This is a genomic window from Roseibaca calidilacus, from assembly GCF_001517585.1.
GTDB lineage: Bacteria > Pseudomonadota > Alphaproteobacteria > Rhodobacterales > Rhodobacteraceae > Roseinatronobacter > Roseinatronobacter calidilacus.
The window spans coordinates 917,775-936,397 of record NZ_FBYC01000004.1 but is presented as its reverse complement, the minus strand read 5'-3'; the positions used below and the strand labels follow the sequence as shown (position 1 = coordinate 936,397).

17 protein-coding genes are annotated in these 18,623 nt (G+C 62.6%); 2 read left to right on the top strand and 15 right to left on the bottom strand.

Features of this window, described 5'->3' with window-relative positions:
- Positions 1-22: 22 nt before the first annotated feature.
- From AWT76_RS08085 to AWT76_RS08045, 9 genes are all read right to left on the bottom strand, one after another.
- The gene (locus AWT76_RS08085) at positions 23-1,153 is read right to left on the bottom strand and encodes an ABC transporter substrate-binding protein (protein WP_072245902.1); all 1,131 of its coding nucleotides are present in this window, start codon (positions 1,151-1,153) and stop codon (positions 23-25) included.
- A 55-nt stretch (positions 1,154-1,208) separates the two neighbouring features.
- The gene (locus tag AWT76_RS08080; RefSeq protein WP_072245901.1) at positions 1,209-2,852 is read right to left on the bottom strand and encodes an AMP-binding protein; all 1,644 of its coding nucleotides are present in this window, start codon (positions 2,850-2,852) and stop codon (positions 1,209-1,211) included.
- The gene (locus AWT76_RS08075) at positions 2,849-3,682 is read right to left on the bottom strand and encodes a tryptophan 2,3-dioxygenase (RefSeq protein WP_072245900.1); all 834 of its coding nucleotides are present in this window, start codon (positions 3,680-3,682) and stop codon (positions 2,849-2,851) included. The genes AWT76_RS08080 and AWT76_RS08075 overlap by 4 nt, the downstream gene beginning before the upstream one ends.
- The gene (locus tag AWT76_RS08070) at positions 3,675-4,826 is read right to left on the bottom strand and encodes an acyl-CoA dehydrogenase family protein (RefSeq protein ID WP_072245899.1); all 1,152 of its coding nucleotides are present in this window, start codon (positions 4,824-4,826) and stop codon (positions 3,675-3,677) included. The genes AWT76_RS08075 and AWT76_RS08070 overlap by 8 nt, the downstream gene beginning before the upstream one ends.
- On the bottom strand, positions 4,826-5,620 hold the full coding sequence (locus AWT76_RS08065) for an enoyl-CoA hydratase family protein (protein ID WP_072245898.1): 795 nt from the start codon (positions 5,618-5,620) through the stop codon (positions 4,826-4,828). Before AWT76_RS08065 ends, AWT76_RS08070 begins: the two co-directional genes overlap by 1 nt.
- On the bottom strand, positions 5,617-6,087 hold the full coding sequence (locus tag AWT76_RS08060; RefSeq protein ID WP_072245897.1) for a MarR family winged helix-turn-helix transcriptional regulator: 471 nt from the start codon (positions 6,085-6,087) through the stop codon (positions 5,617-5,619). The genes AWT76_RS08065 and AWT76_RS08060 overlap by 4 nt, the downstream gene beginning before the upstream one ends.
- Positions 6,084-6,842, bottom strand: coding sequence for an SDR family NAD(P)-dependent oxidoreductase (locus tag AWT76_RS08055; RefSeq protein ID WP_072245896.1), 759 nt, complete (start codon positions 6,840-6,842; stop codon positions 6,084-6,086). Before AWT76_RS08055 ends, AWT76_RS08060 begins: the two co-directional genes overlap by 4 nt.
- Entirely contained in the window at positions 6,839-9,133 is a 2,295-nt protein-coding gene (locus AWT76_RS08050) for a bifunctional salicylyl-CoA 5-hydroxylase/oxidoreductase (RefSeq protein WP_072245895.1), read from the bottom strand. Before AWT76_RS08050 ends, AWT76_RS08055 begins: the two co-directional genes overlap by 4 nt.
- Positions 9,134-9,220: 87 nt before the next feature.
- Positions 9,221-10,309: an anhydro-N-acetylmuramic acid kinase gene (locus AWT76_RS08045; protein ID WP_072245894.1), complete on the bottom strand. Its 1,089-nt coding sequence runs from the start codon at positions 10,307-10,309 to the stop codon at positions 9,221-9,223.
- A 66-nt stretch (positions 10,310-10,375) separates the two neighbouring features.
- Between AWT76_RS08045 and tyrS the strand changes: the two genes are divergently transcribed.
- Positions 10,376-11,626, top strand: coding sequence for a tyrosine--tRNA ligase (gene tyrS / locus AWT76_RS08040; protein WP_072245893.1), 1,251 nt, complete (start codon positions 10,376-10,378; stop codon positions 11,624-11,626).
- A gap of 83 nt (positions 11,627-11,709) precedes the next feature.
- Here the strand turns inward: tyrS and atpC are convergent, their stop codons facing one another.
- From atpC to AWT76_RS08010, 6 genes are all read right to left on the bottom strand, one after another.
- Positions 11,710-12,105 carry an ATP synthase F1 subunit epsilon gene (atpC, locus tag AWT76_RS08035; protein WP_072245892.1) on the bottom strand — a complete coding sequence of 132 codons (396 nt, stop codon included), beginning with the start codon at positions 12,103-12,105 and terminating at the stop codon, positions 11,710-11,712.
- Positions 12,106-12,165: 60 nt separating this feature from the next.
- The gene (gene atpD, locus AWT76_RS08030) at positions 12,166-13,584 is read right to left on the bottom strand and encodes a F0F1 ATP synthase subunit beta (RefSeq protein ID WP_072245891.1); all 1,419 of its coding nucleotides are present in this window, start codon (positions 13,582-13,584) and stop codon (positions 12,166-12,168) included.
- Positions 13,585-13,604: 20 nt separating this feature from the next.
- Positions 13,605-14,474, bottom strand: a complete 870-nt coding sequence (locus AWT76_RS08025) for a F0F1 ATP synthase subunit gamma (protein WP_072245890.1) — start codon at positions 14,472-14,474, stop codon at positions 13,605-13,607.
- Positions 14,475-14,495: 21 nt separating this feature from the next.
- Positions 14,496-16,034, bottom strand: a complete 1,539-nt coding sequence (gene atpA / locus AWT76_RS08020; protein WP_072245889.1) for a F0F1 ATP synthase subunit alpha — start codon at positions 16,032-16,034, stop codon at positions 14,496-14,498.
- Positions 16,035-16,595 carry a F0F1 ATP synthase subunit delta gene (locus AWT76_RS08015; protein ID WP_072245888.1) on the bottom strand — a complete coding sequence of 187 codons (561 nt, stop codon included), beginning with the start codon at positions 16,593-16,595 and terminating at the stop codon, positions 16,035-16,037.
- 195 nt (positions 16,596-16,790) lie between these two features.
- On the bottom strand, positions 16,791-17,636 hold the full coding sequence (locus AWT76_RS08010) for a methyltransferase domain-containing protein (protein ID WP_072245887.1): 846 nt from the start codon (positions 17,634-17,636) through the stop codon (positions 16,791-16,793).
- A gap of 74 nt (positions 17,637-17,710) precedes the next feature.
- On the opposite strand from AWT76_RS08010, the gene gloB reads away from it, so the two are divergent.
- Entirely contained in the window at positions 17,711-18,478 is a 768-nt protein-coding gene (gene gloB / locus AWT76_RS08005) for a hydroxyacylglutathione hydrolase (protein ID WP_072245886.1), read from the top strand.
- Positions 18,479-18,623: the final 145 nt, after the last annotated feature.

Here is an 18,623-nt window from a genome sequence, read left to right as displayed (position 1 = left end):
CATCCCTGCCGCCAAGAACCGTTTAGGGCATCTGGCATTCTGCCGCATAGGCATCGGCATGGTCTTCCAGCGCAACCCCGATAATGCGGTTGGTGAACACATCGCCTTCCTGAATGACCTCGCGCGCGTAGATGGTCTGGATCGGGTGCTGGTTCGGCCCGAAGCGGAAGTCGCCGCGCGTGCTGTCGAAATCGGCCTCGCGCAGGGCTGCGCGGAAGGCCTCGTTATCGGACGGGTCGGCCTTTTCCAGCGCAGAAATCAGCAGGTTCGCCGTGTCGAACCCTTGGCTGGCGTAAAGCGAAGGCAAGCGGCCAAATTCGGCCTGAAAGCTTTCGACGAATGCCGTGTTCACCGGAATGTCGATGTCTTTCGACCATTGCGCGGTGTTGACCACGCCCAGCGCCGCTTCGCCCACCGCCTGCAAGATGCCTTGGTCAAAGCTAAAGGCCGGACCCACCACCGGGATATCCACACCGCTATCGGCATATTGCTTCAGGAACGAAATGCCCATGCCGCCGGGCAGAAAGAAGAACACGCTATCGGCCCCCGACGCACGGATCTGCGCGATTTCAGCGGCATAATCGGTCTGGCCAAGCTGGGTATAGACCTCGCCCGCCAAGTCGCCCTCATACATGCGCTTGTAGCCCGTCAGCGCATCTTGGCCAGCCGGGTAGTTCGGCGCCAGAATGAAGCTGTTGCTATAGCCCGCGGTGTTGGCATAGGCGCCCGCCGCTTCGTGCAGGTTGTCATTCTGCCATGCCACGTTGAAGTAATTCGGATGGCAGCCGCGCCCGGCCAGTTGCGACGGCCCGGCATTGGGCGACAGGTAAACCACGCCTTGGTTGACCGCAGACGGAATCACCGCCATCGCAAGGTTCGACCAGATAATGCCGGTCATCACATCCACGCGCTCGGACTGGATCATCTTGTCGGCCAGTTGCACGGCGATATCGGGCTTTTGCTGGTCATCCTCGATGACCAGTTCAATGTCGTCGCGGCCCGCTTGGGCCAGCGCCAGCAAGAACCCGTCGCGCACATCCAGACCAAGGCCCGCGCCGCCACCCGACAGCGTGGTAATCATCCCGACCTTGATGTCGGCTTGCGCGCCGGTTGCAAGGGCAGCCAATGCGGTGGTGAGAAGCAGATTTTTCATTCTTGTCGTCTCCCTGTTTTGGTTTTGGCAGATTGCGGCCTTGGCCGCGCGGTGGTCAATCCTTGATCGTCGCGCCATGCACCGGCGCTATGCGAAAGCGTTGAATCTTGCCCGTCGGTGTCTTGGGCAGGCTGTCTGCAAACACCACGCTGCGCGGGTATTTAAAGGGTGCGATACTGGCTTTGACATGCTCTTGCAGCGCGCGGGCCATGTCGGGGCCGGGGTTATGGCCTTCGGCCAGCACCACATGCGCCTCGACCAGCGCGCCGCGCTCCGGGTCCGGTGCGCTGATGACGGCGCATTCGGCCACGGCGGCGTGGGCCAGCAGCGCGGCCTCCACCTCTGGCCCGGCAATGTTGTAGCCAGCGGACAGGATGATATCGTCATTGCGCGCGGCAAAGTGGAAATAGCCGTCATCATCCATCACGAACGTATCGCCGGTAATGTTCCAGCCATTCTGGACATAACTGGCCTGTCGCGCATCACTCAGGTAGCGACAGCCAGTTGGCCCGCGCACCGCCAGCCGCCCCATGGTGCCGGGGGGCACGGGGTTGCCCGCCGCATCGACCACGCAGGCGCTGTAACCCCGCACGGGTTTGCCGGTGCAGGCGGGGCGGTGGTCCTCCAGCCGGTTCGACAGGAAGATATGCAGCATTTCCGTGGCCCCGATCCCGTCCAACATGGGCTTGCCCGTGGCGCGCAGCCAATCGTCATAGACCGGCGCGGGCAGGGTTTCGCCCGCCGACACGGCAATGCGCAGGCTGGACAGGTCCGCCCCATCCGCCATGGCGCGCAGCATCACCCGATAGGCTGTGGGCGCGGTAAAGCAGATCGTGGCGCGGTAGCGGGTGATGATCTCTATCAGGTTCGGCGGAGAGGCGTTTTCCAGCAGCACAGCACTTGCGCCAAACCGCAACGGAAACACCGCCAGCCCCCCAAGCCCGAAGGTGAACGCCAAGGGCGGCGAGCCGACGAACACATCATCCGGCGTGACCTGCAACACCTCGCGCGCATAGGCGTCGGCGATTATCAGGATATCGCGGTGAAAATGCATCGTCGCCTTCGGCTCTCCGGTCGAGCCAGAGGTGAAACCCAGCAGCGCCACATCGTCTTGGGCGGTTTCGACCGCCGTGAACCGCACCGGCTTTTCCAGCGCCATGCGGTCCAGATCGGCGTCATGGTTGGATGTGCCGTCAAACCCGACAACGGTTTTCAGATACTGGCTTTGCGCGGCGCAGGCCGTCATTTCATCCATTAACCGCGTGTCGCATAGCGCGAATTCAATTTCGGCCTTGTCGATATATTTCGCCAATTCGCCCGCGCGCAGCATTGGCATGGTATTGACCACAACCGCGCCCGCCTTGGTCGCGGCCAGCCAACAGGCCACCATTGCGGGGTTGTTGGCGGACCGGATCAGCACACGGTTGCCGGGCTTTATGCCCAGATCCGCGACCAGCACATGCGCCAAACGGTTGGTCCAGTCGGTCAGTTCCTTGTAGGTGCGCCGCCGCCCATTGCCCACAAGCGCGGTATGGTCGCCAAACCCGCGCGCGACCATGGCATCAGTCAGCTCTACCGCCGCGTTCAGCCGGTCGGGGTAGTCGAACCCGTCCAGAACCAGATCCGGCCATTGCTCGCGCGGGGGCAAGGCATCGCGCGCAAAGCTGTCAGTATGGGCAGAGGGGCGCAGGTCCGTCATAGCTCTGTCCTCACATTCCACAATTCGGGAAACAGCACCACGTCCAACATCCGGCGCAGATAGCTGGTGCCGCCGGTGCCGCCGGTGCCCATTTTCAGACCGATCACACGCTCGACCGTGGTGACATGGTTAAACCGCCAGCGGCGGAAGTAATCTTCCAGATCAACCAGTTTCTCGGCCAACTCGTAAAGCGCCCAATGCGCCGCCGGGTCGCGGTAGACCTTGGCCCAAAGCGCCTGCACCTCTGGCAAGCTTGGTGTGGGTGTCTGGCGCGGGGCAAGCGCCGTTTTGGGCAGCGCATGGCCCATGCGCACCGCAACCCCCAGCACCGTCTGATACAGACAGGGCCGCGCCAGTTCCGCCTGCAACGCCGCGTGCACCGCTGGCACATGCGCATGCGGGCGCATCATCGCCGGGTTACGGTTGCCCAGCCGGAATTCGACCATCCGGTATTGCCAGGACTGAAACCCGCTGGATTGTCCCAAACGCGCGCGAAACGTGGTGTAATCCGATGGCGTCATGGTGCGCAAAACGTCCCATGCGGAATTGAGCTGCTCCATGATCCGCGCCACGCGGGCCAGCATTTTCAACGCGGGCGCAAGCTGGTCCTGCGCCAGATGGGTGCGCGCGGCGTCCAGTTCGGACAGCATCAGCTTCATCCACAATTCGGATGTCTGGTGCTGGATGATGAACAGCATTTCATCATGCGCGTCCGAAATCGGAGCCTGCGCGGACAGAACCTTGTCCAACCGCAGATAGTCGGCATAGGACATGCGCCCGTCGAACGCCATTTGCGCGCCTTCACGCGCCGGATCGTAAGGGTCAGCCATGATGCCCCTCCACTGCCTGCCGCGCGATAATCACGCGCTGAACATCACTTGCGCCCTCGTATATGCGCAAAGCCCGGATGTCGCGGTATAGCCGTTCCACCATCTGCCCGCTGCGCACCCCATCACCACCATGCAGTTGCACGGCGCGGTCAATGACCTGCTGCGCAGACTCGGTGGCATATAGCTTGGCCATCGCCGCCTCGCGGGTGACACGCGGCGCGCCCATGTCCTTGGTCCATGCCGCGCGGTAGGTCAGAAGCGCGCTTGCATCCACGTCCAGCGCCATATCGGCAATATGGCCTTGCACCATTTGCAGGTCTATCAACGGCGCGCCCTGCACATGGCGGGTGGTGACGCGGGTCAAGGCCTCGTCCAGCGCGCGGCGGGCAAAGCCCAAGGCCGCGGCGGCGACACTGGTGCGGAACACATCCAGCACCGACATGGCAATCTTGAACCCCTGCCCCGGCGCGCCGATCATGGCGTGGGCCGGCACGCGGCAATCTGTCAGACGCAAGGTCGCCAATGGGTGCGGCGCGATCGTGTGCAGCCGTTCGGCCACGGCAAAGCCTTGCATGTCGGGCGTGACGATAAAGGCGGACAGCCCCCGTGCGCCCGGTGCGCCGCCAGTCCGGGCAAAGAGCGTGTAGACATCGGCAATCCCACCATTGGAGATCCATGTCTTCTCGCCGTTCAGGATGTAATCGTCGCCGTCGCGGATAGCGGACAGCGTGCCATTGGCCACGTCCGACCCGGACCCCGGTTCGGTCAGCGCAAAAGCCGCAATTGCATGGCCTGCGCGGGTGCGCGGCAACCAGTCGGCTTTCTGCGCGGCGCTGCCGAACAGGGTAATCGCCCCCGTCCCCAACCCTTGCATGGCAAAGGCGAAATCTGCCAAGCCGTCATGGCGCGCCAAGGTTTCGCGCGTCAGGCACAGGGCGCGCAGGTCCAGAACGCCCTTCTCTGATGCGGAATGCTGTAGCCAGCCACCCTGCCCCAATGCCGTGACCAAGGCACGGCACGCGGCATCTGTATCGGCATGGTCAATGCCTGCCAGCTCGCCCGCAGCCCAGTCATCCAGCCGCGCGGCGAAATCGCGGTGGTGCGGGTCGAAAAACGGCCAGTCAAGGAAGGTGCGATCCGCCATCAATCCCCCTCGAACACCGGTTTGCGCTTGGCGGCAAATGCGTCATAGGCGCGGCGAAAATCGTTGCCCTGCATGCAGATGGCTTGCGCTTGCGCTTCCGATTCAATCGCCTGTTCCAGCGACATGGACCATTCCTGCGCCAGCATTGTCTTGGTCATGGCATTGGCAAAGGTTGGGCCAGCGGCAATACGCGCGGCCCAATCCATGCATTCTACTTCAAGATCGTCGCTTAACTTGTTGAAAAAGCCCCATGATAGCCCTTCATCCGCCGACATGGAGCGCCCCGAATACAGCAGTTCCGCCGCGCGCCCCTGCCCAATCAGCCGCGGCAGCATGGCACAAGCGCCCATGTCGCAGCCCGCAAGCCCCACACGGTTAAACAGGAAGGCGACCTTGGCATCGGCCGTGCCGATGCGCAGATCGCTTGCCATGGCGAGGATCGCGCCCGCACCGGCACAAACCCCATCGACACCCGCGATGATAGGCTTCTGGCAGCCCAGCATGGCCTTGACCAGATCGCCGGTCATGCGGGTGAAGGCCAGCAGGTCTTTCATGCCCATCCGCGTCAGCGGGCCGATAATGTCATGCACATCCCCGCCGGAACTGAAATTGCCACCATTGGGCAGGATGACCACGGCATGCACATCGTCGCGGTATGGCAGCGCGCGGAACCAGTCGCGCAATTCTGCGTAGCTTTCAAAGGTCAGCGGGTTCTTGCGCTCGGGGCGGTTCAGGCGCAGGCGGGCAATGCCATCTGTCACCTCGCACAGGAAATGCTCTGGCGCGTCGTTCATGGCCGGTCCTTTTCGCGGGTTTCTATGTGGGTCAGCAGGTCGAACGCCTGTTCCAGCATCGGGCCGTCCAGCGCGCCCAGCAGGTCGTTCACCCACGCTTCATGCGCGGCGGCAAGCTTGGCAAAGGCGGCTTCGCCCGCAGGCGTCAGCCGGGCCAGTTGCGCGCGCCGGTCGCCTTCGACGGCGACACGCAGCGCCAGCCCTTCTTCGGTCAGCCGGTCGACAATGCCCGTCACATTCCCGTTCGAGACGCGCAGAAATTCGGACAAGTCGCTCATACGCAGCCCCTTGGGGTGACGCGCCAGCGCCGCCATGACATCGAAGCGCGGCAGGGTTGTGGCGTGATCGGCGCGCAGGCGGCGGCGCAATTCGCTTTCGACATGGCCGGTCACTTTCAGCAACCGCAGCCACAGGCGCAGGCGGTCTTTCGACAAGGGTTCCAAGGCTTGGGGACGTGTTTGGCTCATATCTCTCCCCCCGACAGGCTAAGGGCATGCCCATTGACCGACGCCGCCGCGTCAGAGCACAGCCACAGTGCCGCCCCCGCCACTTCGTCGGGCTGGATGAATCGCCTTTGCGGGTTGGCGGCGATCAGGCTGGCGCGGGCATCGTCCACGCTCAGGCCGGTCTTGGCAGTAATGTTCTCGACCGACCGCTCTAGCAGCGGCGTTTCAATGAAACCGGGGCAAATTGCATTCGCGGTCACGCCGCTTTGCCCCAGTTCCAGCGCCAGCGACCGGGTCAGCCCCACCACGGCATGTTTTGCCGCCGCATAGGCGCTGGCATAGGCATACCCCTTCAACCCGGCGGTAGAGGCGATGGCAATGCAGCGCCCCCAGCCCTCGGCCTTCATACCGTCTAACGCGGCCTGCCATGTGTTGACCACGCCGACCAGATTGACCGCCAGCATATCGTTCAGGTGGTCGGGGGTCATGCGCGAAAAGGGCACGCTTTCAGCCGCCCCGGCATTGGCCACCGCCACCGTGACCGCGCCATTCAGGCCGCGCGCTTGGGCAAACGCGGCCCCGACAGAGGCGCGGTCGGTCACGTCGCAGGTTACATAGCCAATCTCTCTGTGTTGGCGCGCGACCTCTCGCAGGGGGGCTTCACGCCGCCCCATGACTGTCACGCGCGCGCCCGCATGGGCAAATGCCAGCGCAAGCGCGCGCCCCACGCCCGTGCCGCCCCCGGTGACCACGATATGACGGCCTGCCACAGTCATGCGCGCAACACCTCTGCCTCGCGGTCAGCCAGCCGCCACACCTGGTCGCGGCCTGCCAGATAGGGCAAGGGCCAGTCGGGCGCGGCACGGTCACCGATGCGGGCGGCCTCATGCAGGGTCCAGTTGGGGTTGGCCAGATGCGGGCGGCCCACGGCGACCAGATCGGCCCGGCCCGCCAGAAGGATGGAATTGGCGTGGTCTGCCTCATAGATATTGCCTACGGCCATGGTCGCCATGCCCCCTTCGTTGCGGATGCGGTCGGAAAACGGTGTCTGGAACATGCGGCCATAGACGGGCCGCGCCTTGGGCGTGGTTTGGCCCGCCGACACGTCGATCAGGTCGGCCCCGGCGGCGTGGAAGGCTTTTGCAATCGCCACGGCCTCTGACGGGGTCACGCCCTCGTCGCCCACCCAATCGGTGGCCGAGATCCGCACGGATAGCGGCTTTTCGACAGGCCAGACCGCGCGCACGGCCTGCAACACCTCCAGCGGGTAGCGCAGGCGGTTGGACAGGTTGCCGCCATAGGCATCGGTGCGGATGTTCGACACGGGCGACAGGAAGCTGGACAGCAGGTAGCCGTGTGCTGCGTGCAGTTCCAGCATGTCAAAGCCCGCGCGCGCGGCCATGCTTGCGGCGGCCACGAATTGCGCGCAAACCCGGTCCATATCGGCCCCGGTCATTTCAAACGGGGTCTGGTTGTCCTTGGCCCATGGAATGGCCGACGCGCTCATGACCGGCCAGTTGCCATTGGGCAAGGGGGTATCCATACCGTCCCAGCCCAAACGGGTCGACCCTTTGCGCCCCGAATGCCCGATCTGCGCGCAGATCTTGGCGTCAGTGTCGGCATGCACGAAATCTACAATTCGCGCCCATGCCGCTTCATGCGCGGGGTCATAAAGCCCCGGACAGCCCGGCGTGATGCGCCCCTCAGCCGACACACAGGTCATTTCCGTGTATACCAACCCGGCCCCGCCCGTGGCGCGTGCACCGTAATGGACCATGTGCCAATCGGTCGGGCAGCCATCCACGGCCTTGTATTGCGCCATGGGCGACACCACGATGCGGTTTTTCAGCGCCATGCCGCGCAGTTGGAAGGGCGCGAACATGGGCGCGCGCAAGGGCGCATCCGTCGCCACGCCCGCGCTGGTCTGGAACCAGCGTTCGGCGCTTTCCAGCCAGCCCTTGTCGCGCGCGCGCAGGTTTTCATGGCTTATCCGCTGGCTGCGCGTCAGCAGCGAATAGTTCAGTTGCACCGGGTCCATGTGCAGGTAGCGTTCGACCTGTTCGAACCATTCCAGAGAATTGCGCGCCGCCGATTGCAGGCGCAACACTTGCAAGCGGCGCTCGGATTCGTATTTGGCGAAGGCGGCTTGCAAATCTGCTTCGGTATGCACCAATTCGGCCAAGGCAATCGCCGATTCCAGCGCCAGTTTCGTCCCCGACCCGATAGAGAAATGCGCCGTCGCTGCGGCATCGCCCAAGAGGACAATATTGTCCTTGCTCCACCGTTCGCACAGCACGCGGGGGAAGCGTATCCAGGCAGAGCCGCGGATATGGCCCGCATTGCTCATCAGGCTGTGGCCGCCCAGATGGTCGCGGAAGATGCGCTCGCAAGTGGCGATGCTGTCTTCCTTGCTCATATGTTCAAAGCCGAAGGCGTCATAGGTCGCCTGCGCACACTCCACGATGAAAGTCGCGGTGCTGTCGTCGAACTGGTAGGCATGCGCCCAGATCCAGCCGTGTTCGGTTTGCTCGAATATGAAGGTGAAGGCGTCGGAAAAGGTCTGCTTCGTGCCAAGCCACACGAACGGGCATTCGCGCAGGTCGATATCGGGCTGGAAATGATCGGCAAATTGCGTGCGGGTGCGTGAATTCAACCCGTCGCAAGCCACGACCAGATCATGGGTGCGGGCCAGATCCTCTGCGCTGGCAATCTCTGTCTGGAACACAAGTTTCACGCCCAGTTCGCGCGCACGGTCCTGCAACAAAAGCAGCATTTGCTTGCGCCCGATGCCGCAAAACCCGTGGCCAGAGGACACAACGCGCCGGCCCGATTTGACCAGCGCAATGTCATCCCAATAGGCGAAATGGCTGCGGATCGCTTCGGCGCTGATGGGGTCATTGGCGGCAAGGTTGTCGAGCGTTTCATCCGACAGGACCACGCCCCAGCCAAACGTGTCATCGGCGCGGTTGCGCTCATAGACGGTGATCTCATGCGCGGGGTTGCGCAGCTTCATCGAGATTGCAAAATACAATCCCCCCGGCCCGCCGCCCAAACAAGCAATGCGCATATCTCCCCCCGCCTTGCATGATTCCTTAAGGCATGCTGCGGCAGGCCGGCTAATATTTCAAGCCTAAAGTTTCAGGCTTGAAATATATCAGGGATGGCTGATCTGCCCGCCGCCCACGGCAGCGGCAACCCCGGTGGTGCCGGGGCAAGATGTTGGCAGGCCACGCGCCACGCGCACCGCCAGATGCGCGAAGGCCTGCGCTTCCAGCATGTCGCCGTTCAGGCCCACCGCCTCGACCGGCAGCACTTCGGACGGAACGTGACCGGCGATGCGGCGCATCAGTTCGGGGTTGTGCCGCCCACCGCCACAGACCAGCAAGCGTGCGGGCGGTTGCGGCAGATGCTCATAGGCCGCCGCGACAGCCCCCGCCGCACAGGCCGCCAAGGTTGCCAGCGCATCGGGCGTGCCCATCTGGGCAACACGGGCAATCAGATCATTGTCCCGGTCCAGCGATTTCGGCGGCACGCGACGGAAATATCCTTCGGCCAGATAACCCGCGACCAGCGCATCATCGGCGGTGCCTTGGGCTGCCAGCGCGCCGCCTTCGTCGCGCGGCTGGCCAAGCCGGGCTTGGCACAGGTCATCCATGGGCGCATTCGCAACGCCCGTGTCAAACGCCAAAAGCGCGCCGGGGTCTTCGGGGCGGGCATGGCTTGGGTCCACATAGGTCAGGTTCCCGACGCCCCCAAGGTTCAGAAAGGCCAAGGGCGCGTCAGCCTTCAGATACTTGGCCAGCGCGAAATGGTAGAACGGGGCCAAGGGCGCGCCCTGCCCGCCCAAATGCATGTCAGAGCTGCGAAAATCCCACACCACCGGCACGCCCGACACCATCGCCAGCACCGCGCCCGACCCGGCCTGATGCGTGCGCCGTCCGGCAGGGTCATGCGCCAAGGTCTGCCCGTGAAAGCCCACGATCTGAATGTCCGAAAACCGCGCCATCACTTCGGCATGGGCGGTTTCCAACAACTCGGCCACCGGCTCTACCCCCGGATCGCCCGGCCATAGCCCCTGCGCGGCAAACAGCGCAGCACGCTCCTGCGGCGTATAGGGGCGAAACGCGGTCGGGCCGAAACCATGGATAACCTCGCCATCCGTGTCGAGCACGGCAGCATCCACACCGTCCAGCGACGTGCCCGACATCAGCCCCAAGGCCCGTGTGACCTGTTGTTTCAACATGGCCTTTCCCTTACGCACCACCACGCGTATATCAAACGCGCAATCTGTTGTCCGGGACAAGTAAAAATGACCTACACGCCGAAATCGGATTTCCTGATCACCTTGGTCGAGCGCGGTTTTTTTGCCGATTGCACCGATCTGCAAGGGCTGGACGAGGCTTTGCTGAAAGGCGTTGTCCCCGCCTATATCGGCTATGACGCGACGGCGAAATCGCTGCATGTGGGGCATTTGCTGAACATTATGCTGCTGCGCTGGTTCCAGAAAACCGGGCATAAACCGATTACGCTGATGGGCGGTGGCACCACCAAGGTGGGCGACCCGTCGTTTCGGTCGGACGAGCGCCCCTTGTTGGATGCGGCTGCAATCGACAGCAATATCAACGGGATGCAGGCCGTCTTTGCGAAATACCTGCGCTATGATGACAGCGCGGATGGCGCGATCATGCTGAATAATGCCGAATGGCTGGACGGTCTGAACTACCTTGATTTCCTGCGCGATGTGGGGCGGCATTTCTCCGTCAACCGGATGCTGAGCTTCGAGAGCGTGAAATCGCGGCTGGACCGCGAGCAATCGCTGTCCTTCCTCGAATTCAACTACATGATCTTGCAAGCCTATGATTTCGTTGAAATCAACCGCCGCCATGGCTGCCTGTTGCAGATGGGCGGGTCGGACCAATGGGGCAATATCGTCAATGGGATAGACCTAGCCCGGCGAATGGCGGACCGCCAGATCTTTGGGCTGACCACGCCTTTGCTGACCACATCGGATGGGCGCAAGATGGGCAAATCCCAGGGCGGGGCGATCTGGCTGAATGCGGATATGCTGTCGCCCTATGAGTTCTGGCAATTCTGGCGCAACACGACCGATGCCGATGTGGGCCGCTTCCTGAAGCTTTACACCGAATTGCCGGTGGCGGAATGCGACCGGCTGGGCGCGTTGGAAGGCTCTGAGATCAATGCCGCGAAGATCATCCTTGCCAATGAGGTGACGACGCTGTGTCACGGGGCAGATGCGGCGGCGGCGGCAGAGGCCACCGCCCGCGAAGTGTTCGAAAAGGGTGGCGCAGGCGACGATCTGCCGACGCTAACGCTGTCCGCCGCCGATCTGGGCGACGGGTTGTCCATGGCGCAGCTTTTCGTGCGTGCGGGCTTGGCCGCGTCGGGCAAAGAAGCCAAACGCCTGATTGCCGAGGGCGGCGCCAAGGCAAATGACGCCGCGGTCAGCGATGCCGGTCAGATGGTCGATGCAGAGGCCTTGGCCGCACCGATGAAGCTATCGGCAGGCAAGAAACGGCACGCCTTGGTCGTGCTGGACTGATCGCAGCCCGACCGAGCCGCGCCAATAAGAAAGCCCGGTCTTTTCAGACCGGGCTTTTTCAGATCATGTTTTGAACCAAAGGGTTACAGCCCTTCTATCGCCTTTGCCAGATCATCGGCGGTCTTGTCCAACGCGTCTTTTTCCGCACCCGATGCCGCACCGGCCTTGGTGCGCATCTCGTCCAGAATGGCTTGCAAGGCTGTGCGCGCCTCTGCGCCCGCCGCCGGGAAAGCGCGTTCTGCCAGAACCGTCGTCGCCTCTGGGCTGATTTCGGCGAAACCGCCGGTGACGACGAAACGCTCCTCACCGGTCGCCCCTTCGACCACCAGAACGCCGGGGCGCAGGGTGGTAATGGTGGGCGTGTGGTCGGGCATGGCGGTCAAGTCGCCATCGGCACCGGGGATCTGCACCGCCCGCGCCTTGCCCGAAGCCAGCTTGCGCTCTGGACTGACCAGATCGAATTGCAACATATCAGCCATACGGCCCTCCATTTGGCAGGTCGGGGGCGGTATGATCCGCCCCTCGAACCCGGACCCGTCTTAGGCCGCAGCGGCCATCTTCTCTGCCTTGGCGATCACATCGTCGATATCACCGACCATGTAGAACGCGCCTTCCGGCAGGTGGTCGTATTCGCCGGCAACGACGGCCTTGAAGGACGCGATCGTCTTCTCCAGCGGCACCTGAATGCCGTCAGAACCGGTGAACACCTTTGCCACGTCGAAGGGCTGCGACAGGAAGCGCTGAATCTTCCGGGCGCGGGCCACGGTCAGCTTGTCCTCTTCCGACAGCTCGTCCATGCCAAGAATGGCGATGATGTCCTGAAGCGACTTGTAGCGCTGCAAGATACCCTGAACGTCGCGGGCCACCTGATAGTGTTCTTCACCCACGATCTGCGGGTCGAGGATACGCGAGTTGGAATCGAGCGGGTCCACAGCCGGGTAGATGCCCAGTTCCGAGATCGCACGGCTCAACACGGTGGTTGCGTCAAGGTGCGCAAACGAGGTTGCTGGCGCAGGGTCGGTCAAGTCATCCGCAGGCACATAGATTGCCTGCACCGAGGTGATGGACCCGGCCTTGGTCGAAGTGATGCGTTCTTGCAGCGCGCCCATATCGGTGGCCAGCGTCGGCTGGTAGCCCACAGCGGACGGGATACGGCCCAGAAGTGCCGACACTTCAGACCCTGCCTGCGTGAAGCGGAAGATGTTGTCCACGAAGAACAACACGTCCGTGCCCGACTGGTCGCGGAACTGTTCTGCCAGCGTCAGACCGGTCAGAGCCACACGCGCACGCGCACCGGGCGGTTCGTTCATCTGGCCATAGACCAGCGCCACCTTGGATTCCGACAGGTTGTCGATGTTGATAACGCCCGATTCCATCATCTCGTGATACAGGTCGTTGCCCTCACGGGTCCGCTCGCCCACACCTGCGAACACCGAAAAGCCCGAATGCACTTTCGCGATGTTGTTGATGAGTTCCATGATGAGAACGGTTTTACCCACGCCAGCACCACCGAACAGGCCGATCTTGCCGCCCTTGGAATACGGCGCCAGCAGGTCGATGACCTTGATGCCGGTAACAAGGATTTCCGATTCCGTCGACTGCTCGGCAAAGCCGGGCGCAGGCTGGTGGATGGCGCGCTTTTCAGCGGCTTCCAGCGGTGCGCCTTCATCCACGGGTTCGCCTACCACGTTCAGGATGCGGCCCAGCGTGGCGTCGCCCACCGGCACCATGATCGGCTCGCCCGTGTCGGTCACGGCCTGACCGCGCACCAGACCTTCGGTTGCGTCCATGGCGATGGTGCGCACGGTGCTTTCGCCCAAATGCTGCGCCACTTCCAGCACCAGCCGCTTGCCGTTATTGTCGGTTTCCAGCGCGTTCAGAATGGGGGGCAATTCGCCGTCGAACTGCACGTCGACGACAGCGCCGATGACCTGCACTATTTTGCCGTTTGAAGCCATTGTCTATTTCTCCGGGTTCGTCAGAGCGCTTCGGCGCCCGAAATGATCTCGATAAGCTCTTTGGTGATCGCTGCCTGACGCGAGCGGTTATACTCGGTCGTCAGCCGGTCGATCATGTCGCCTGCGTTGCGGGTTGCGTTGTCCATGGCGGACATGCGCGCACCCTGCTCAGAGGCGCCGTTTTCCAACAGAGCGGTGAAGATCTGCGTGGTCACTGCGCGCGGCAGCAGGTCAGCGAGGATTGCTTCCTCGGACGGTTCATAGTCATAAAGCGCGCTGGCTTCGGCCCCTTCGGGAACCACGGCAGGAATGACCTGCGTGGCGGTCGGGATCTGGCTGATAACGCTTTCGAACCGGTTAAAGAAGATCGTCGCCACGTCGAATTCGCCCGCATCGAACATGTCGAACACCTTGTTCGCCACATCCGCCGCGTTGTCATAGCCGACGCGCTTGACCTCGCTCAGGTCGATATGGGCGACCAGATGCGCACCAAGATCGCGCTTGAGCTGTTCGCGGCCCTTCTTGCCAACCGTCAGGATCTTTACGGTCTTGCCGTCTGACAGCAGCTTGTTGGCATGGACACGCGCCAGTTTCACAATGGACGAATTGAAGCCACCGCACAACCCGCGCTCTGCGGTCATAACGACCAACAGATGCACTTTGTCGTTTCCGGTGCCGGCCAGCAGCTTGGGAGCCGTGTCCGACCCTGCAACCGAAGCTGCAAGGCCGTTGACGACATCTGCCATCTTGTCGGCATAGGGGCGCGCGGCTTCCGCCGCATCTTGGGCGCGGCGAAGTTTCGCCGCCGCGACCATCTGCATGGCTTTGGTGATCTTCCGCGTCGACTTGACGCTGGAGATCCTGTTTTTCAGGTCCTTGAGGCTAGGCATACGCTTGTCCTCTCACCGCCCTCAGGCGAAATCTTTCGCGAATTCGTCGAGTGCTGCGCGGATCTTCTCTTCCAGCTCGCCCTTCACCTTGCGGTCATTGACGGTCATGTCGTCCAGAAGCGCCTTGTGCTTGCCACGCAGATGCGCCAGCAGGCCAGCCTCATAGCGGCCCACGTCCTTCACGGCGATCTTGTCCAGATAGCCCTGCGTGCCAGCATAGATCACGCAGACGATTTCCGCGTTGGTCATGGGCGAATACTGGCCTTGCTTCATCAGCTCGGTCAGGCGCGCGCCACGGTTCAGCAGTTTCTGGGTCGAGGCGTCAAGGTCAGAGCCGAACTGCGCGAAGGCCGCCATTTCGCGGTACTGCGCCAGTTCCAGCTTCACCGGACCTGCGACCGATTTCATCGCGTTGGTTTGGGCCGAAGAGCCCACGCGCGACACGGACAGACCGGTGTTCACAGCCGGGCGGATACCTTGGTAGAACAGTTCGGTTTCCAAGAAGATCTGGCCGTCGGTGATCGAGATCACGTTGGTCGGAATAAAGGCCGACACGTCGCCGCCTTGGGTTTCGATGATCGGCAGCGCGGTCAACGAGCCTGCGCCGTGATCTTCGTTCAGCTTGGCCGAGCGTTCCAGCAGGCGGGAGTGCAGGTAGAACACGTCGCCCGGGTAAGCTTCGCGGCCCGGCGGGCGGCGCAGCAGAAGCGACATCTGACGGTAAGCCACAGCCTGCTTCGACAAGTCATCGTAGATGATCAGCGCGTGACGGCCATTGTCGCGGAAATGTTCTGCCATGGCGGTCGCGGCATAAGGGGCCAAGAACTGCATCGGCGCGGGGTCGGATGCGGTTGCTGCCACCACGATCGAATAGTCGATCGCGCCGGTTTCTTCCAGCTTCTTCACCAGCTGTGCCACGGTAGACCGCTTCTGACCGATGGCCACATAGACGCAGTAAAGCTTTTTGCTTTCGTCGTCGCCAGCGGCTTCGTTATAGGATTTCTGGTTCAGGATCGTGTCCAGCGCCACGGCGGTTTTACCCGTCTGGCGGTCACCGATGATCAATTCGCGCTGGCCACGGCCAACCGGGATCATGGCGTCCACCGATTTCAGGCCGGTTGCCATCGGCTCGTGCACCGATTTGCGCGGGATGATGCCGGGGGCTTTCACATCCGCGACCGAGCGCTTGGTGGTCTTGATTTCGCCCTTGCCATCAATCGGGTTGCCCAGACCATCGACAACGCGGCCCAGCAATTCGTCGCCCACCGGCACGTCCACGATGGACTTGGTGCGCTTTACTGTGTCGCCTTCCTTGATGCCGCGGTCATCGCCGAAAATAACGATACCCACGTTGTCGGCTTCAAGGTTCAGCGCCATGCCGCGCACACCGCCGGGGAATTCGACCATCTCGCCAGCCTGAACATTGTCCAGACCATGCACGCGGGCAATACCGTCGCCTACAGAGAGCACGCGGCCCACTTCGGCGACTTCGACATCCTGACCGAAGTTCTTGATCTGCTCTTTCAGGATTGCAGAAATCTCAGCAGCTTGGATACCCATTTATCCGACCTCTTTCATGCTGTTCTTGAGGGCCAAGAGCTGCGCGCGGATCGACGTGTCGATCATTTGCGAGCCCACCTTAATGACAAGACCGCCGATGAGCGTTTCATCGACGGATGTTTCGAGTTTGATCTCCTTGCCGACGCGCGCTTTCAGCGCCGACACAAGTTCGGCTTCCTGCGCCTTGGACAAGGGCTTGGCAGAGGTGACAGTTGCGGTCACTTCGCCTTTTTCATCCGCGATCATGGCACGCAGCGCGGCCAGAACCTGCGGCAATGCGAACATGCGCCGCTTGGATGCCATCAGCCCCAGACCACCGGCAACCGGCTGCGACAGACCCATTTTGGCCGCGACCGCACCAATTGCGGCGGAAACATCGTCACGACTGTAAACAGGGGAGGAGATCAGATTGCGCAACTCGGCGCTGTCTGCCAGCGCGTCTTTCAACGCGTCAACATCTTTTTCCAGCGCATTCAGCGCCTTGGATTCCTTCGACAGCTCGAAAATGGCTGTGGCATAGCGCTTGGCAATGCCGGAGGAGATCGAAGCTGGTTCGGACACGTCCACCCTTCCATCTGGTTGCACCGCGTCATGCGCCTTGGCCTGCTGCCAAGAGTGAACGCTGTCACGGCATGTGAAATCGGCGCGGGTTTAGCAGAGCGCTTGTGATGCTGCAACCGCCAAGGCCACCCGGAATGGACAAACCGGGTCGAATTCTGCGGCCTGGGTGCGACAATCTGCCACGCGCTTGCGCTATCATCTGACTTGCGCCTGAAATCCGGGCAATTGCGCGCCACAGACGGGCGCTGCGGATCGCTCGTGGCGGCCTCTGTGGTTTGGGGTGCCACCCTCGCGCCAAGCCGGTCGGGTGCCCGCCGGTTGCGCAACCCCGTCAAGAATGCGCAAGGGCCGTCGGTTCTTGATCGCCAGCCCGTTTCCGGGGCTGCTTTCAGCCCGCCGCGCGCGCACCACCAGCACGCCACCACCGCGCAAACGCGCCATGCGCTGGCCGATCCGTTCCAGCCACATCGCCCATCGCAGCCAGCGCCGCGTGTTGCGCGGCGGGAAGAACAGAGCACTGCGATTGTCCAGCATCTGGAACCCGTGGTCACGCAGCAGCGTGGCTATCTGCCCAGAGGAATAGGGCCGCCCCAGCGCAAAAGGCGTGCCATCCAGCCGCGCCCACATGCCCGAGCGGTTGGGCAGGATGAACAGCGCCTCGCCGCCCATGCGCAAAACGCGCGCAGCTTCTTCCAGAAGCGCGGCGGGCCGGTCGCAGGTTTCCAGCCCGTGCAGCATGACCAGCCGGTCAATGCTATCGGTGGCCAGCGGCCAACTGGTTTCCTCGGTCAGAACGGAATGGTTCGCCGCCTCTGCGGGCCAATGCATGACGCCTTGCTGCGCGGGCATCAGCGCGATGACGCGCCGCGCCTTTGGCAGCCAAGGGCGCAACAGCGGCACGGCAAAGCCGAATCCGGCCACGTCCTTGCCGCTCATATCGGGCCAGCAGGTCAGGCATTGGTCACGCAAGGCCTTTTGCGCGGCCCGCCCCAGCGATGTCGTGTAATAGAAGTCGCGCAGGGCGATCACGTCATGGTGCATTCCGACCTCGTTGCGCAGCGCGGCTTTGTCGCGCTAGCCTGACACTGACCATACCCCAAGTGACGGAAAACGCCATGCCCCTTACCTTGCACGCAGTGCGCTGCCTAAGCGACAATTACGCCTATCTGCTGCACGACCCCGCCAGCGGGCGCACCGGCGTTGTCGATGTGCCAGAGGTCGCACCCATCAACGATGCCTTGACGGCCAAGGGCTGGGCACTGTCCGACATTTTTATCACGCATCATCATCACGACCATATCGGCGGCGTGGAAGAGTTGCGCGCGGCAACCGGGGCAACCGTTTGGGGCGCGGCGGCCGATCGTCACCGCCTGCCCCCTCTGGACCACGCCTTGGCAGAAGGCGACACGATTCCCTTCGGCACAGAGCTGGCCCGCGTGATCGATGTCTCTGGCCACACAAACGGCCATATCGCATTTCATTTCCCCGACAGCCAGCTTGCCTTTACCGCAGATAGCCTAATGGCGCTGGGCTGCGGTCGGCTGTTCGAAGGCACGCCCGCGCAGATGTGGCACAGCTTGACCAAGCTCATGGCCCTGCCAGAGCTTACGCGCATCTGTTCGGGGCATGACTACCTGTCGGGCAACGCGGCCTTTGCGCTAAGCGTGGATGGCGCCAACCCGGCGCTTGCCGTGCGCATCGCGCGCTTTGATGACATGCGCCGCGAAGCCGCGCCCATGGCCATTGCAACATTGGCAGAGGAAAAGGCCACCAACCCGTTTTTGCGCGCCGCAGACCCTAGCCTGAAAGCCGCCCTTGGCATGGCCGGGGCAACGGATGGCGAATGCTTTGCCGAATTGCGCGCCCGCAAGGACCGTTTCTGACGTTATTTGGGCGTGGAACCGTTCCGTGACGGCGATTGTCCAAAAAAACACTTGAAGGATGGTGAATAAAACCGAAGTTTAACACTATGAGGCGAACATGGCGTTACGGGGTCTCCCCGCCGCCATCCAGGAAACAGGAGCGTCT

Bases quoted from the DNA above. Each gene is read 5' to 3' on its own strand.
- atpC (WP_072245892.1), bottom strand. From the start codon at position 12,105: ATGGCTGATATGTTGCAATTCGATCTGGTCAGTCCAGAGCGCAAGCTG.
- AWT76_RS08065 (WP_072245898.1), bottom strand. From the start codon at position 5,620: ATGAACGACGCGCCAGAGCATTTCCTGTGCGAGGTGACAGATGGCATT.
- AWT76_RS08050 (WP_072245895.1), bottom strand. From the start codon at position 9,133: ATGCGCATTGCTTGTTTGGGCGGCGGGCCGGGGGGATTGTATTTTGCA.
- gloB (WP_072245886.1), top strand. From the start codon at position 17,711: ATGCCCCTTACCTTGCACGCAGTGCGCTGCCTAAGCGACAATTACGCC.
- AWT76_RS08025 (WP_072245890.1), bottom strand. From the start codon at position 14,474: ATGCCTAGCCTCAAGGACCTGAAAAACAGGATCTCCAGCGTCAAGTCG.
- atpD (WP_072245891.1), bottom strand. From the start codon at position 13,584: ATGGCTTCAAACGGCAAAATAGTGCAGGTCATCGGCGCTGTCGTCGAC.
- AWT76_RS08085 (WP_072245902.1), bottom strand. From the start codon at position 1,153: ATGAAAAATCTGCTTCTCACCACCGCATTGGCTGCCCTTGCAACCGGC.
- AWT76_RS08055 (WP_072245896.1), bottom strand. From the start codon at position 6,842: ATGACTGTGGCAGGCCGTCATATCGTGGTCACCGGGGGCGGCACGGGC.
- AWT76_RS08075 (WP_072245900.1), bottom strand. From the start codon at position 3,682: ATGGCTGACCCTTACGATCCGGCGCGTGAAGGCGCGCAAATGGCGTTC.
- tyrS (WP_072245893.1), top strand. From the start codon at position 10,376: ATGACCTACACGCCGAAATCGGATTTCCTGATCACCTTGGTCGAGCGC.
- AWT76_RS08070 (WP_072245899.1), bottom strand. From the start codon at position 4,826: ATGGCGGATCGCACCTTCCTTGACTGGCCGTTTTTCGACCCGCACCAC.
- atpA (WP_072245889.1), bottom strand. From the start codon at position 16,034: ATGGGTATCCAAGCTGCTGAGATTTCTGCAATCCTGAAAGAGCAGATC.
- AWT76_RS08060 (WP_072245897.1), bottom strand. From the start codon at position 6,087: ATGAGCCAAACACGTCCCCAAGCCTTGGAACCCTTGTCGAAAGACCGC.
- AWT76_RS08045 (WP_072245894.1), bottom strand. From the start codon at position 10,309: ATGTTGAAACAACAGGTCACACGGGCCTTGGGGCTGATGTCGGGCACG.
- AWT76_RS08010 (WP_072245887.1), bottom strand. From the start codon at position 17,636: ATGCACCATGACGTGATCGCCCTGCGCGACTTCTATTACACGACATCG.
- AWT76_RS08080 (WP_072245901.1), bottom strand. From the start codon at position 2,852: ATGACGGACCTGCGCCCCTCTGCCCATACTGACAGCTTTGCGCGCGAT.